We start from the raw sequence: 13,245 nt of genomic DNA, 5'->3' as shown, positions 1-13,245 counted from the left end.
GGCATGAACGACGATTTCTGGGACGATCTTCTCGCGCATATCCGGCAGCGGGTTCTGGTACCGGTTGTGGGGCCCGGCGTGACCAGGGTCGATATCGGCGACGCTGATCAGACATTCACCACACTCATCGGCCAACGCCTTGCCGAACGCTGGAACCTCTCCGTGCCGCCCGGACCGACCACCATGGATGAAGCGGTGGCGGCGTTCGTGCGCGAGCGGGGCCAAGACGAGATAGAGCGGTTGTATCGCGTCATCAACGACATCATCGTGGAGGTCGATCCAGACCCCGGTGACGCACTTCGTAACCTCGCCGCGATCGATGACCTGCGATTGTTCGTGAGCACGACGCCCGACCGAGTGCTCGCGAAGGCAGTGAACGCGGTCCGTTTCCAGGGCAGGCAAGGCGCACGAGAGATTTCGTTCTCTCCCAATCAATCCACCAGCGAACAGTCGCGAAATGCCCAACCGGCCACAGCGGCCGATACCGTCATTCTGAATTTGTACGGTCAAGCAGCCTCCACGCCTCAATATGCGATCCATGAGGAGGACCGGCTGGAGTGGCTGCACGCATTACTCAGTGAAAAGGCGAGCCTTCCCGACTGGGTCAGTTATCAACTGAAGGAGCATCCTCTACTCTTCATCGGCTGCGAGATCCCCGACTGGCTCGGACGGTTCCTCTTGCGGATGTCCAGCAATACCCGGCTGTCGCTGGAACGCATTCCATTCTTTCTCGCCGGCTGCTCGGCGTCACGAGAACCTTCCCTCTCGAGTTTTTTCGCAACGTACTGTCGCAAGACGCTGGTCCAGCAACTGGACATCGAACCGGCGACATTTGTCGCGGAATTACGCGCGCGCTGGGTGCAGCAGACTGCTCAGAGGCAGCATGATGCGGTCGGCGCCGCCGTTCGTCCGCTTCCGGACGCTCCGACGATCTTCATCAGCTACATGCGGGAGGACGCCGACGCGGCCAGGCGGGTCTGCGATGCCATCACGAGTCTCGGCGGTGACGTGTGGCTCGACGAGCGGCGGCTCAGCCCAGGAGATTCGTGGGAGCACGAGATTCTGAGCAGTATCCGCCGAACCGTCCGTTTGTTCGTCCCGATCATCTCCGCGAACACCGAGCACGCGGAGGAAGGTTACGTTTTCAAAGAATGGTATGAGGCGGCAGATCGCGCACGCTCCATCCCGAGCCGCCGCTTCATCGTGCCCGTGGTGATCGACGACAACTACGATCACAACCCGAGCCGCTACCGGCAGATGCCAGACAGCTTCGGGCGCTTGCACTTCGGCAGGGCACCCGGCGGTGAGCCGGATGCGGGGCTCATCGCCATGCTGAAGGATGAGATCCGTGCGATGCGGCGGACAGCGGCATGACTATCGGCACCCGAGCCGGGCAACTCGACAGCGAGAACCCGTGGCCGGGCCTGGAATCCTTCGAGGAAGACGGGCAGGCGTTCTTCTTCGGACGCGACCGTGAAGCGGAATCCTTACTGAACCACGTACGCGATGCCCCGGTCACGATCTTGTACGGGCGGTCCGGCCTCGGGAAGACCTCCCTGCTGCGAGCCGGCCTCTTTCCCGCACTGCGCGAGGAACACTTCCTGCCGATCTACATACGCTTGGATCTCACGCTGCATGCGACGGCACTGTCTCGCCAGCTACACCGATCGGTGCGCGACTCGATCCGGGCCGACGCGCCCGACGCGATGTTGCCCGCCGACGACGAATCGCTGTGGGAGTACCTGCACCGCACGGACTTCGAACTCTGGAGTGCACAGAACTATCCGCTCACGCCGGTGATCGTTCTCGACCAGTTCGAGGAACTCTTCACCCTCGGTGAGCGAGTTCCCGATCTCGTCCGTGAATTCATGCACGACCTCGGTGACCTTGCCGAGAACCGGATTTCCGACGAGGTGGCCGCGCGGATCGACAACGATGAGGCCGAGGCAGGCCGCTTCCGGCTACGGTCGCAGAATTTCAAGTTGCTGATCACGTTGCGGGAGGACTTTCTACCCAACCTCGAGGAGTGGTGCCCGCTCATTCCCGCGCTGGGACGGTCACGGATGCGGCTGCTTCCCTTTCGTGCCGACGCGGCGTTCGATGCGGTCCACAAGCCGGCCGAGCACCTGATCGACGATGCTCTCGCGCACCGGGTGGTGAGCATCATCGCCGGCGAGGACCTCCACCTCGGCCGGGATGCCTCATGGGTCGACGTCGATGACAACCTCACGGCCTCGGACGTGGAGCCCGCACTGCTGAGCCTGTTCTGCCGCGAGCTCAACGAAGAGCGGAAGCGGCGTGGGCGGGCGCACTTCGACGAGCAGCTGGTCGAGGATGCCAAGCGCGACATTCTGTCGAACTACTACGCGTCGTGCGTGCGTGATCTGTCACCGCGAGTCGCGCAGTTCATCGAGTCGGAACTGATCACCGAGAAGGGTTTTCGCGACAGCTACGCCCGTGAGGACGCGGTGCCGTCACGGCTGACCGACGACGAACTCGCTCGACTGATCGGCTCGCGCCTGGTGCGGCTCGAGGAATACCACGGCGCGCAACGGATCGAACTGACGCACGATGTGCTCACAGGCGTCGTACGCGAGCACCGCGACCGGCGACGCGCGGAGGAAGAGCGCGCGGCACAGGCGGCTCGAGCGGAAAAGGAGAAGCAAGCCCTGCTGGACGCTGCCGCCCGGCGTGAGGCCGAACTCGACGATGAGCGGCGGGCGGGACGGCGACTCAGGCGGCTGTCCACTGTCCTGGCAATGGTGTGCGTCGTATCGGTCGTGCTCGCTGTCTTGGCGGCGATCAATTGGCGATCGGCCGACGTCGCCCGCGATGATGCCGCGGCCCGAAGCAGAGAGGTTTTCGCCGGGCGCCTGACCTCGCAGGCGCAGGCGATGCTGGCCGGCGGCCAGCCCGGCAGCGAGTTGGCGGCACTCGACAAACTGCTCGCAGCACAGCAAATCTCGACCAATCCCGACCTCGGCGCGCTGGTGACGACATTGCGGAACGAGGCGCGATTGCACAAGGTCATCGACCTGTCTGCGCGGGGCGGCGTGCTCAGTGCCGATGGCCGGCGGGTTGCCACGCCCACACCGTCCGGAATCAAGCTGGTGGATACGGAGACGGGGAAGCCGCGCGGAGAGCCGTTCGTTGCCGACGGCACACTCGAGGCTGCAAGCCCGGACGGGCGGTATCTCGCATTAGGTGACCGGGACGACATCGTTCGGATCTGGGACTCGGCCGAGGGCGAGCCGATCGGGCCGCCTCTGACGGGCGGAAAGGATCGGCTGCTGACCGCTGTCGTCAGTCCGGATGGTGGTCGGGTCGCCGCGAGCTACGGAGATCACGCGCGTTTGTGGGACGCCCGGACCGGACAGCAGATAGGTCCATCGCTGAGCGGGCCCGGTGCGGAGGTGTGGGCGCTGGCGTTCAGCCCGGACGGGAAGCGTCTGGCGTCCGCGGGTACCGAGCGGACGGTAAAGCTCTGGGACGCCCACAGCGGCGCGGCGCTCGGCGAAACGGTACCTGTCGGCGACCCGCGCATCGCCGAGGCCGAAGCGATATGGAGTCTGAGCTTCAGTCCCGACGGACACTTCATCGCCGCCGGCGGACACACCGTTGGCCTCGGTACATTGTTGAGCGCAGGCACACCGTTGCGGATCTGGAACGCCGATACCGGCGCCGCAGTCGGGAACCCGGTAACCGGCAATTTCGGCGCCGTCGATTCGGTGGCGTTCAGCCCGGACGGGGCCCGGGTCGTTACGGGTGGCAGCGACAAAACCGTTCGAATGTGGGACCCGAACACCGGTCAGCCGGTCGGCAATCCGCTCGAACTCAAAGCAGCCGTCCAGTCCGTCGCCTTCACCCCTGACGGCAATCGGATCGTTGCTATAGCCGACAACACCGCCCAGGTATTCCACGCCGACCCCGATGCCGCGTTGGCCACCGAGGTAGGCGGCAGCAGAGCGGTTGAGCTTGCGGCACTGGGCAGCGGCTACGGGATAAACAACCACACGGATCAGCCACGAATCGTGATCCTTCGTGACGGCGCGCTGCGACGGCTGAACGCCGACACCGGTGAGCAGGTTGGGAATGCGATCGTTTCCGAGGCCCTCCGAGGAGGCGCCCAGATCTCCTTCAGCCCGGATGAACGCTGGCTCGCGGTTGTGGGCCGGGACAACGATATCCGAGTCCTGGATGTAGCGAATGGACTGCAGCGTGGAGCGCCGATGAAAGGGCACCAGGACACGATAGAGACGGTCGACTTCAGTCCGGATGGGAAGACACTCGCGACTGGAAGCAGTGACAATACGGTCCGACTCTGGGACTGGGCCGAGGGGCAGCAGATCGGTGATCCGTTGACAGGGCACAAGAATCGCGTGCACGAAATTGCGTTCAGCGAGGACGGCCGTCGCTTGTATTCCCTCAGCAGCGATTCCGTCCGTATCTGGGATACCGCAACGAGGCAACCGGTCGGCAAGGCAATGAAGGGCTCCTTCACGAGCATGACGCTCAGCCATGACGACCGGCGCATCGCGGTCGCAGACCGCGGGACGATCCGCCAATGGGACGCCGAAAGCGGCGACCCCGTCGGCATGCCTTTCGAAGGCCACGACAAGCGCGTTGATTCTGCCGGCTACAGCCCCGACGGCAGGTACCTCGTCTCCGCCTCGAGAGACCGCACGCTGCGGTTCTGGGACACCGACACCGGACGTCAGATCGGCGAACCGATCGCCACCATCCCGGCCGGCTCGACCCCCATTCTTGAATTCAGCAAGGACGGACGTCGTGTTTTCGTTGTTTCCCAACGGGTCTCCTTGGACGGCAAGCCTCCGTTCGTGGGCGGTGGGATCTGGCAGCTTCCGGGGCCCGCCGCGTGGCGGGACGCGCTGTGCGACAAACTCACCTCGAATCCCAGCGACGAGCAATGGAAGAACTGGGTTTCGGACGACATACCGAATGCCGAGCTGTGCCGGGGCAAACCCCAGGCATGATCCGTTGCGTCGCGCCGGGACCTCCCGGAGCTCGGCCACGGCGATGCTGATTCCACGCTAAAGTCACCCCGAAGGGCAGAATTGAAACACGTTCTAATGGGGGCTTCATCATGTCGAGATGGCGAATCGGGTCGTTGCTGTGTGCGGCAGCAGTGACGGTAGGTATGGGCGCCGGGCCCGCGCAGGCGGAACTACCGGTGGAATACAGCACGTGGAGTGGCATACGCGCGGAGCTGACTCATCCCGGTGGATCACTACCCGGCAGCAACGACTGGGACTGCAAACCCGATGCGGCACACCCGAATCCGGTGGTGATGGTGCACGGCGGAGCGGGAGCCGGCGCCCAAACCAATTGGGGCACAATCGTTCCGCTGCTGGCTAACGAAGGCTACTGTGTCTTCTCGCTGACCTACGGCGCGCTGGACCTGCCATGGCCGGTTTCGGCGCTCGGCGGGATGACGGGTACCCCGGAGCAGAACGCGCGCACCATCGGCAGTTTCATCGAGCGGGTACAGGCCACGACCGGCGCCGAGAAGGTCGATATCGTCGGCCATTCGCTGGGCACATTGCTGCCGAACTATTACGCGAAACGATTCGGGGGTGCGTCCCTGATCGAGAACTACGTCTCCTTGGCCCCGGTATGGAGTGGCACCTTCGGCGATCAGTTGGCCACCGCCCGCGAATACGCCGCCCAGCTCGGTGTCGGCCCAGCCCTCGAAGCGGCATTGGCCGCCCAGCCCTCCGGGAAGGAAGCACAGACCGGTTCGCCACTGATGGTCGACCTGCATTCCGACGGCATGTATGTCCCCGGCATCAGCTACACCAACATCGTCACCATCCACGACCAGGTCGTCCTGCCCTATACCTCCGGCCTGCTGCCCGGTGACGGGGTGACGAATATCGTTCTGCAAGAAGGTTGTCCGCAAGACATGTCCGATCACCTCGGCATCGTCGCCGATCCCCGCGCAGCCGCCTACCTGCTCAACGCCCTCGATCCACAACACCCTCGCCCGGTGCCCTGCGCCGCCGGATAGTCGGCCTGGAGGCGGCCTGTCTATTTCTCGCAGAGCGCGTGGTCCACCAGTTCGTTGACCATCCGTAGTTGCGCGAATCCCTTGCTCTGCGTGACGTCCGCACCGACAGCGAGAGTGGCCGACAGCGAGACCACGGCGCTTCGGCCACCGTCGTCGGTCACTCCGGCGTTGGTGAGAAATCCCGTCTGACCGCCGTTGTGCATCCAATACGTGCCGCCGCAGGTCAGCGGCACCGCGAACAGGCCGAGGCCGTAGCTCGCGCCGGGCCAGACCAGCCCGGTGACGCCGTCGACCGGCACCGTGGTGCGCATCTGGGCCAGCTCTTCGGGTCGTAACAGTTTTCCGCCGAGCAGGCTTCGATAGAAGGTGCCGATATCGGCGGTGGTGGAGAGGTAGCCGACGGAGGCGTCGGCGTCCACCAGTTCGGTGACATCGATCAGCGGACCGTCGGCCTCGAATTGCTGATACCCGTTCGCGTGCGGGTCGGGCAGCGTCGGCGCGTCGCCGGGCCAGCGGGTGTCACGCAGCCCGAGCGGTTCGAGGATCCGCGCGGAGATCTCGTCGTGCCAGGGCCGGTTTCCCACCTGCTCGATGATCAGACCCAGCAGGACATAGCCGACATTGGAATACGACCACCCCGCACCCGGCGCGAAATCGGGTGCGTGCCGCATGGCGGACGCTACTGTGTCGAACGGATCGCGCGCCTGATAGCGGAGCCGGTAATAGTCCTCGGCAGTGGTCATTTCGGGCGGGCTCTCGTGAATACCGCTGGTGTGCTGAAGAAGTTGCCGGACGGTGATCCCAGCCCCGTCATTTCCGTTGCCGCGCACCATATCCGGCAGCCAGTGCTGGACGGAGTCATCCAGCGAGAGCCGACCTTCGCCGACCAGCATGAGGACCACCGTGGCGACCATCGTCTTGGTCAAGCTCCCGATCCGGAAGTACCCCTCGGGTGAAACCTCATACAGGGCAACAGCATCCGAGTGACCCGATACCGCTGTCCGATCGGTCCCGACGCCCACGACCCTGGCCTGCACTCCCGTAGTTCCCAGTGCCGCGATCGCATCGACGTCACGTTGCAGAGTGCCCGCGCGGGGTTCGGCGTCGCACCCGCAGACCGTCAAGGCCAGCGCGAGCACCGCGGCCAGGATCGTGTATCGCATCGTTCCCCTCTCGCACCACTGGGAACCTATCGATGCCGAACACCCCTCGACATCCCACTGCGGTACGGGGACTCACTCACCCCGCGGTATCGACTCGGCGTTCGCGCGCCGGACGAGTCATGGCGCGAGCGCGTCTGCGAGATTGGCGATCAGTTCAGCGCGGGTCTGGCTCTCGTGCGCGACCCAAGCGGGTTGACCGGGTCCGCTTCGCCAGGATTCGCTGAGCGGACTGTTGTCGACGGTGTCGAAGCCGAATCGGTCGTACAGTCTCGTCACGAGTTCGACCGCCTCGGGAAAGTCGCTCGACGCCGACAGCGCCAGCCGCCCCGGGGTGCCCGCCGGTTTACCCGCGGTGGTGATCCGGGGAGCTTGGATGTGCGTGAAGGCCTTGACCACCTTCGACGTCGGCAGCTGCTCCTGGCGCAGCTCGTGAACGGTCTTCTCGCCCGAGTCGATCACCGGGATATTGCCGTCGCGCCAGACCATGTAGTTGTTCGTGTCGAGCACGATCTTGCCCGCGAGCTGATCGACCGGCATGTTGTTGACCATCGCGAGCGGGACGGCCACCACCACGAATTCGCCCGCGGTGGCGGCCCCGGCAGCGGTGGCGGCGCGCGCCGAGGGGCCGAGCTGACCGATGAGATCCTCGAGCGTCTCGGGTCCTCGCGAGTTCGCGATGACGACGTCGTAACCGTTCGCGATTGCCGCACGGGCGATCTGGCTCCCGACCTCGCCCGCGCCGATGATGCCGATGGTCGTCACCGGGCGACCGAATTCTCGATCATCTGCAGGGCTGCGATCTTGGCCAAGCGCAGCTCCTCCTCGCCGACACCCGATTTGTGCAGGAACTCGATTCCCTGCATGACGGCGATCAGCGCGCGGGCAGTCTGCTCCGCGTCGATGTCGGCGTCGATCTCGCCGCGCTCCTTGGCCTGGGTGATCTGCCGGGTGAACAGCGCGAGGGTTCTGGAGTAGACCTGGCAGGCGAGAGCCCGGACGCCCTCGTCCTGCGCGCTCAGGGCGGCGGCGCTGTTGGCCATCAGGCAGCCTTGCGGCGGCAGATCCAGGCGGCCGCCGTCCTCGAACGTGACAGCCGACGTGAGCCCGTGCCATGGGCTCGGGTCGGCGGTGACGGCGGATTCGAGCCCCGCGGACTGGAACGCGCAGTAGTCGTCCAGGATCCGCAGAAAGAGGTCGTGCTTGTTGCCGAACGCGCCGTACAGGCTCTGCGTCCCCAGCCCGGTCGCGTCGGTGAGGTCTTGGACCGACGTCGCCGCGTAGCCGTCGCGCCAGAATTTGGCTCGCGCGGCGGTGAGCACTTCCTGCTCGTCGAACTTCCTCGGCCTTGCCATATTTCGAAACTAGCAGTTATTGAGCGATCCCTCAAATTTGACAAGCGGCGCCCCCACTGCAATTTTTGAGTGATCACTCCATAAACAGATCGAAGGATGCCGCACATGACCACAGGACTGCTCGAAGGCAAGACCGCGCTGGTAACGGGAGGATCCAGGGGCGTCGGCGCCGGCATCGTCGCCCGATTGGCCGCCGACGGCGCGAAAGTGGCGTTCACCTATGCGAATTCAGCGAAGAGCGCGGCCTCCGTGGCCGACGCGGCCGTCGCCGCAGGGGGCACCGCACACGCGATCCATGCCGACAGCCTGCGCGAACAGGACGTGGAGCGGGCCGTCGCGCACACCGTCGACCGGTTCGGTGGACTGGACATCCTGGTCAACAACGCCGGCGTCGGCAGCTTCACCACGATCACCGACCTGACCATGAACGAGATCGACACGATGCTGACAGTGAACGTCCGGTCCGCAATCGTCGCCATCCGCGCATCGCTGACACACCTGGGCGACGGCGGGCGGATCATCAACATCGGCAGCATCAACGCCGACCGCATGCCGTTCCCCGGCGGGTCGATCTACGCCATGACCAAGGGCGCGCTGGCCAGCCTGACCCGCGGTCTCGCGCGTGAGCTGGCCCCGCGCGGAATCACGATCAACAACATCCAGCCGGGCCCGGTCGACACCGACGCCAATCCGGCCGACGGGCCCGCCGCGTCGACCATGCTCTCGGTGATGGCCGCGGACCGATTCGGCACCGCCGCGGAGGTCGGCGCTTTCGTGTCCTATCTCGCCGGGCCCGATTCCGCGTACATCACCGGCTCCAGCCTGAACATCGACGGCGGATTCGGAGCATGACCACGCGGTACCTTCATCGGCCCACTGCGACCGGCCTGATCATGCGAACGTTGAACCACGCGCAGAAAGGAAAACCCATGAATGTTCGGACCCGCAGATTCGGCTTCGCCGCGATGCTCGCCGCCGTGCCCGCCGTGCTCGCCGCACCGAATGCGACCGCGGCAGTCACCGGAGTGAGCGTGGAGCAGCCGGCCGAGGGCCTACGCACCGGCTGCTCGTACACGGTCACAGTCGGTGTCGACGCACCGGTTTCCGAAGCCGGGGAGGTGACCATCGGCATCAGCGGTGGTTCGGTCCCCGGGAACGGAAAACAGCTCGGAGTCGCGGTCTACCATCCCGAGAACGGCACCGCGACCTTCGACTGGACGCCCGAGTACACCGGTCGTCAGAATCTTGTCGCCCAGCAGTTCAAGCCCGGGCAATACACCTCGACGGACTACATCACGGTCGAGGTCGTAGGGCGCGGTCTGAATACCGGAAGCTCCTGCCTGCCGCTCCCGTAGAACCACGGGCCAGGCCGACTTCCGCGAAATCCGACAACCCGCGCGATTAGGATCGCGACGGTGGGATTGGTGTTCGAGACCCGATTATCGGACTCGCCGTGGGTGGAGTCGGTCTGGACCTGCCGCAGTGAGCAGGTCACGGAGATGACGTCCGTGGCGACCGAGACCTGGGGATTGGTGTTCTGGGAGCAGCAGGGTGTGCCGTCCGCGGCGGTCACCGGGCCGGAGGTCGCCACCAGCACCGCGCCCGTTCCCGAGGGGGCGGACTTCGTCGGCATCCAGTTCGCGGTCGGCACCTCGCTGCGCGCGGTGACCGCGACGACCCTGGTCGACAGTGGGATCGTCCTGCCCGATGTGACCACACGGGGGTTCTGGCTGGATGGCGACCGATGGGAAACACCGCGCGTCGACGACGCGGAAGCGCTGGTCGAGCGGCTCGTCGGCCAGGGCGTCGTGGTCCGCGATGCCCTGGTCGCCGACACGCTGCGTGGCCTGACGCCCGCGATCACCGAGCGCACGCTCGAGCGTCGCTTCCGGGCGGCGACGGGCCTCACCCAGGGCGCAGTCCGGCAGATCGAGCGTGCGCGCACCGCGGCGCTGCTGCTGAGCGCGGGCGAGACGCCGAACGATGTGATCGACAAGCTCGGCTATTACGACGAGCCCCACCTCGCCCGCGCGCTGCGCCGCTTCGTCGGGCGGACGGCGGGGCAGCTGCGCGAGGGCGGCAGCGGTGCGATCGCGCTGGACCTCACTCAGCGCACCACGTCGTAGACCATCTTGGCGACGCCGTTGGAGTAGGTCGCCGAGTCACGCAGGCGCAGTTGCTGTTTGGGTCGGTCGGCCCGGCCGAACAGGCTCTTGCCCGCGCCGAGCAGCACCGGGAACACCAGCAGGTTGTACCGATCGATCAGGTCGGCGTCCGAAAGTCGCTGTGCCAGTTCGGCACTACCGTGGATGTAGATCGGGCCGCCGTCGGTCTGCTTCAGCTTTTCGATGTCCTCGGTCGAGCGCAAGATGGTGATCTCGCCCCAGCCGTCGATCAGCGCGTCGTCGGTAAGCGACGAGGAGACAACATATTTGGGCAGCTCCTTGTAGGCGGCGTGGTCCTCGGAATCGCGCCAGATCGGGGCGAACGCCTCATAGCTGCGGCGGCCGAACATCAGCGCGGTGGTGTCGGCGAGTTCCTCGCCCTTGAGCGAATACGCCTCCGGCACGAACTCGGTCTCCATCACCCACCCGCCGCTGCGATGCCCCTCGACCTTCCCGCCGGGCGAGTCCACCACGCCGTCGAGCGACATGAATCCCGTGTAAACCAGTTCGCGTGCCATCACAATCCTCCTGAGTACGAGCGTCGGAAACTGCCTGCGGTCAGCCTAGGGAACGCTCCCCCGCACTGTCTTGGACGAAACCGACACGGGCCGTTCGGGGCGGCTGTCACATCAGTAGACCTGTCCAGTCCGGCCCTGACGGGAGTAGTCGACAGCGGCGGCGCGAGCTGAACACGATTTCGTCAACCACGGTTGAGGTAAAGCCAGGCCGGTGATTGGCTGGGCGCATGCAAGATTCATGGGGTCGTGCGCAGCAGCCCGGTCAGGTCGTTCTTCTCAACGGGGTATCGAGTTCGGGCAAGTCGAGCATCGCGCGGCAGTTGCTGATCGACCTCGAACGCCCGTTCTTTCACATGGGCGTCGACATGATCGGCGCGATGCGGTCGGAATCTCGGACCTATGAACTCGATCCCGCCGAACTCGTCGACGTTCTCCGCCGGACCCGAGCGGGGTTCCACCGAGCCGTCGCCGCGATGGCCTCGGCGGGCAACGACATCATCATGGACCATGTCCTCAGCGAGTCGTGGCGCCTGCGCGACTGCCTGACGGTGATGGACGGCATCGACGTCGTCTTCGTCGGCGTGCACTGTTCACTCGACAAACTACAACGCCGAGAACAGCGACGCGGCGACCGCCCCCTCGGCACCGCGGCCGGTCAGATCCACTCGGTCCACGCCCACAGGACCTACGACCTGGAACTCGACACCAGCACCGACACCATCGAGAACTGCTCGGCCCAGATCACCGCATTCCTCGACCGGACCCCTACACACCGAGCATTCGATCGCCTTCGCGCCGAACGGACGAGTTGATGTGCGTTGCGACCCGACGCCGGCTGCACCTAGGCCTCGACCTGCGCGCGCTGTGCGTGGATAGCGTTGCGGCGGGCAGCGCCCGGATCAGCGTTGACGCCAGCTCAGGGGGCCGGGGAGGTCGACGCTGTTCTTGCGGGTGCGGGAGTTCCAGGACCAGGGGCCGATCTTGATGCCCCAGGACGACAGGCCCGATTGGGTGAAATTGAACTTCAGCGGGCCGAAGGATTTGCGCTGACGGAACTTGATGGGCATGAGCAGCCTCCCTGATCACCACCCAGGATAGCCGATCCGATTACGCCCCACCGGTTTCCGCAGGGCCGCTAGGACGAACCAGCCTGACCCGAACGCCGGCGACGACGAGCGATGGCGAACATGGTGAGGGCGGCGGTGATCGCGAGGGCTAGGGCGAGGGTCAGCAGGAGCAGGGGGGCGGTGGGGTCGGTTCGGCCCGCGCCGCTGCGGCGGATCAGTAGGGCGGCGATCAGGGGGCCGACCATTGCCAGCGCCGCGGCTGTCGACAGCAATCCGCCGGTGATCAATTCGACGGGTCCGAGCCTGGCTTTGGATAACGAACGCACAGGCCTGGAATGTACTGACATGACCTCCCCTTTCGTTGATACCTGAAAGGTACCGCGCCGGAGGGCGTAAACCGCGACCATGCGACCCGTCCGTCACAGGACAGTAATCAGCAAATAGATAGCGACCCTCCGGCGGGAGTCGGGGCTATTCGGCCGAGCGTCGCTCGGATCGGGTGCGTGCCCGGTCGTGGGCCTCGCGCAACAACTCGCGGACCGTCGCTTCGGTGGCAGTCCCCGGATTCACCACCGCGAGCCAGTTCGCGGCAGCGTAGAGGGGGTGGGCGACGACGGTGTCCTCGATGCTCGCGTCGGTCGGGGCGGCCGCTTCGGTGAAGGTCGTCTTGCTCACGGCGATGTTGACGCGGAAGCTGCCGGGGCGGTTCAGGTCGGATGTCTCGTCGCCCGGGTAGTCCTTGGTCACGATGGTGGCGAAGGGCTGACCGGCGGGGACGACGCCGTCGGGGGCGTAGTAGAAGAAGGTGTCGCCCCAGCTGATCTCGGGAGCTTCACTCCCTTCGGTCGGCCGCAGCACCAACACTCCGCCGAGGCCGGTCACGTAGTCGGTGATTTCCTCGATCGTCATGCTTCGAGCGTCTCATCCGGGGGCTAACGGCTCCAACCCCGGT

Annotated in this window: 14 protein-coding genes; 7 read left to right on the top strand and 7 right to left on the bottom strand. The window is 65.5% G+C overall.

Translation table 11 applies throughout. From position 1 onward, the window contains the following. Nucleotides 1-3 precede the first annotated feature (3 nt). From ACFVJ5_RS13545 to ACFVJ5_RS13535, 3 genes are all read left to right on the top strand, one after another. On the top strand, nucleotides 4-1,374 hold the full coding sequence (locus ACFVJ5_RS13545) for a toll/interleukin-1 receptor domain-containing protein (protein WP_379220247.1): 1,371 nt from the start codon (nucleotides 4-6) through the stop codon (nucleotides 1,372-1,374). Next, on the top strand, nucleotides 1,371-4,994 hold the full coding sequence (locus ACFVJ5_RS13540) for a hypothetical protein (RefSeq protein ID WP_379220246.1): 3,624 nt from the start codon (nucleotides 1,371-1,373) through the stop codon (nucleotides 4,992-4,994). Before ACFVJ5_RS13545 ends, ACFVJ5_RS13540 begins: the two co-directional genes overlap by 4 nt. A gap of 110 nt (nucleotides 4,995-5,104) precedes the next feature. Continuing rightward, complete coding sequence (locus ACFVJ5_RS13535) at nucleotides 5,105-6,028, top strand: esterase/lipase family protein (RefSeq protein ID WP_379220245.1); 924 nt, start codon at nucleotides 5,105-5,107, stop codon at nucleotides 6,026-6,028. Nucleotides 6,029-6,048: 20 nt separating this feature from the next. Here the strand turns inward: ACFVJ5_RS13535 and ACFVJ5_RS13530 are convergent, their stop codons facing one another. From ACFVJ5_RS13530 to ACFVJ5_RS13520, 3 genes are all read right to left on the bottom strand, one after another. Beyond that, nucleotides 6,049-7,191, bottom strand: coding sequence for a serine hydrolase domain-containing protein (locus tag ACFVJ5_RS13530; protein ID WP_379220244.1), 1,143 nt, complete (start codon nucleotides 7,189-7,191; stop codon nucleotides 6,049-6,051). A gap of 117 nt (nucleotides 7,192-7,308) precedes the next feature. Beyond that, nucleotides 7,309-7,953: an NADPH-dependent F420 reductase gene (locus tag ACFVJ5_RS13525; protein WP_379220243.1), complete on the bottom strand. Its 645-nt coding sequence runs from the start codon at nucleotides 7,951-7,953 to the stop codon at nucleotides 7,309-7,311. Then, nucleotides 7,950-8,543, bottom strand: a complete 594-nt coding sequence (locus ACFVJ5_RS13520) for a TetR/AcrR family transcriptional regulator (protein WP_379220242.1) — start codon at nucleotides 8,541-8,543, stop codon at nucleotides 7,950-7,952. The genes ACFVJ5_RS13525 and ACFVJ5_RS13520 overlap by 4 nt, the downstream gene beginning before the upstream one ends. Before the next feature lie 105 nt (nucleotides 8,544-8,648). On the opposite strand from ACFVJ5_RS13520, the gene ACFVJ5_RS13515 reads away from it, so the two are divergent. The 3 genes from ACFVJ5_RS13515 (at nucleotide 8,649) to ACFVJ5_RS13505 (ending at nucleotide 10,669) form a co-directional block, all read left to right on the top strand. Beyond that, on the top strand, nucleotides 8,649-9,395 hold the full coding sequence (locus tag ACFVJ5_RS13515; RefSeq protein ID WP_379220241.1) for an SDR family oxidoreductase: 747 nt from the start codon (nucleotides 8,649-8,651) through the stop codon (nucleotides 9,393-9,395). Between the two features lie 77 nt (nucleotides 9,396-9,472). Further along, nucleotides 9,473-9,898, top strand: a complete 426-nt coding sequence (locus tag ACFVJ5_RS13510; RefSeq protein WP_379220240.1) for a hypothetical protein — start codon at nucleotides 9,473-9,475, stop codon at nucleotides 9,896-9,898. Between the two features lie 60 nt (nucleotides 9,899-9,958). Beyond that, nucleotides 9,959-10,669, top strand: a complete 711-nt coding sequence (locus tag ACFVJ5_RS13505) for a helix-turn-helix domain-containing protein (protein WP_379220239.1) — start codon at nucleotides 9,959-9,961, stop codon at nucleotides 10,667-10,669. Here the strand turns inward: ACFVJ5_RS13505 and ACFVJ5_RS13500 are convergent. Next, nucleotides 10,651-11,226 (bottom strand): dihydrofolate reductase family protein, encoded by a 576-nt coding sequence (locus tag ACFVJ5_RS13500; RefSeq protein ID WP_379220238.1) that lies wholly within the window; start codon nucleotides 11,224-11,226, stop codon nucleotides 10,651-10,653. The genes ACFVJ5_RS13505 and ACFVJ5_RS13500 overlap by 19 nt on opposite strands. 227 nt (nucleotides 11,227-11,453) lie before the next feature. Between ACFVJ5_RS13500 and ACFVJ5_RS13495 the strand changes: the two genes are divergently transcribed. Further along, nucleotides 11,454-12,038, top strand: a complete 585-nt coding sequence (locus ACFVJ5_RS13495; protein ID WP_379220237.1) for a chloramphenicol phosphotransferase CPT family protein — start codon at nucleotides 11,454-11,456, stop codon at nucleotides 12,036-12,038. Between the two features lie 87 nt (nucleotides 12,039-12,125). Here the strand turns inward: ACFVJ5_RS13495 and ACFVJ5_RS13490 are convergent, their stop codons facing one another. The 3 genes from ACFVJ5_RS13490 to ACFVJ5_RS13480 all read right to left on the bottom strand — a co-directional run bounded on the left by ACFVJ5_RS13490 (nucleotide 12,126) and on the right by ACFVJ5_RS13480 (nucleotide 13,202). Beyond that, nucleotides 12,126-12,293 (bottom strand): DUF4236 domain-containing protein, encoded by a 168-nt coding sequence (locus ACFVJ5_RS13490; protein ID WP_084472559.1) that lies wholly within the window; start codon nucleotides 12,291-12,293, stop codon nucleotides 12,126-12,128. Nucleotides 12,294-12,361: 68 nt separating this feature from the next. After that, nucleotides 12,362-12,619 (bottom strand): hypothetical protein, encoded by a 258-nt coding sequence (locus ACFVJ5_RS13485; RefSeq protein WP_379220236.1) that lies wholly within the window; start codon nucleotides 12,617-12,619, stop codon nucleotides 12,362-12,364. A 145-nt stretch (nucleotides 12,620-12,764) separates the two neighbouring features. Beyond that, the gene (locus ACFVJ5_RS13480; protein ID WP_379220235.1) at nucleotides 12,765-13,202 is read right to left on the bottom strand and encodes a DUF6194 family protein; all 438 of its coding nucleotides are present in this window, start codon (nucleotides 13,200-13,202) and stop codon (nucleotides 12,765-12,767) included. Between the last annotated feature and the right edge of the window lie 43 nt (nucleotides 13,203-13,245).

It is taken from the genome of Nocardia sp. NPDC127606, from assembly GCF_042671725.1.
Classification (GTDB): domain Bacteria; phylum Actinomycetota; class Actinomycetes; order Mycobacteriales; family Mycobacteriaceae; genus Nocardia.
Note: the sequence above shows the minus strand (reverse complement) of the source record. Positions and strands in the feature narration are given on the sequence as shown.

Excerpts from the sequence above, each read along its gene's own strand:
- ACFVJ5_RS13500 (WP_379220238.1), bottom strand. The coding sequence starts at position 11,226 with ATGGCACGCGAACTGGTTTACACGGGATTCATGTCGCTCGACGGCGTG.
- ACFVJ5_RS13495 (WP_379220237.1), top strand. The coding sequence starts at position 11,454 with ATGCAAGATTCATGGGGTCGTGCGCAGCAGCCCGGTCAGGTCGTTCTT.
- ACFVJ5_RS13540 (WP_379220246.1), top strand. The coding sequence starts at position 1,371 with ATGACTATCGGCACCCGAGCCGGGCAACTCGACAGCGAGAACCCGTGG.
- ACFVJ5_RS13480 (WP_379220235.1), bottom strand. The coding sequence starts at position 13,202 with ATGACGATCGAGGAAATCACCGACTACGTGACCGGCCTCGGCGGAGTG.
- ACFVJ5_RS13510 (WP_379220240.1), top strand. The coding sequence starts at position 9,473 with ATGAATGTTCGGACCCGCAGATTCGGCTTCGCCGCGATGCTCGCCGCC.
- ACFVJ5_RS13530 (WP_379220244.1), bottom strand. The coding sequence starts at position 7,191 with ATGCGATACACGATCCTGGCCGCGGTGCTCGCGCTGGCCTTGACGGTC.
- ACFVJ5_RS13520 (WP_379220242.1), bottom strand. The coding sequence starts at position 8,543 with ATGGCAAGGCCGAGGAAGTTCGACGAGCAGGAAGTGCTCACCGCCGCG.
- ACFVJ5_RS13515 (WP_379220241.1), top strand. The coding sequence starts at position 8,649 with ATGACCACAGGACTGCTCGAAGGCAAGACCGCGCTGGTAACGGGAGGA.
- ACFVJ5_RS13545 (WP_379220247.1), top strand. The coding sequence starts at position 4 with ATGAACGACGATTTCTGGGACGATCTTCTCGCGCATATCCGGCAGCGG.
- ACFVJ5_RS13490 (WP_084472559.1), bottom strand. The coding sequence starts at position 12,293 with ATGCCCATCAAGTTCCGTCAGCGCAAATCCTTCGGCCCGCTGAAGTTC.
- ACFVJ5_RS13535 (WP_379220245.1), top strand. The coding sequence starts at position 5,105 with ATGTCGAGATGGCGAATCGGGTCGTTGCTGTGTGCGGCAGCAGTGACG.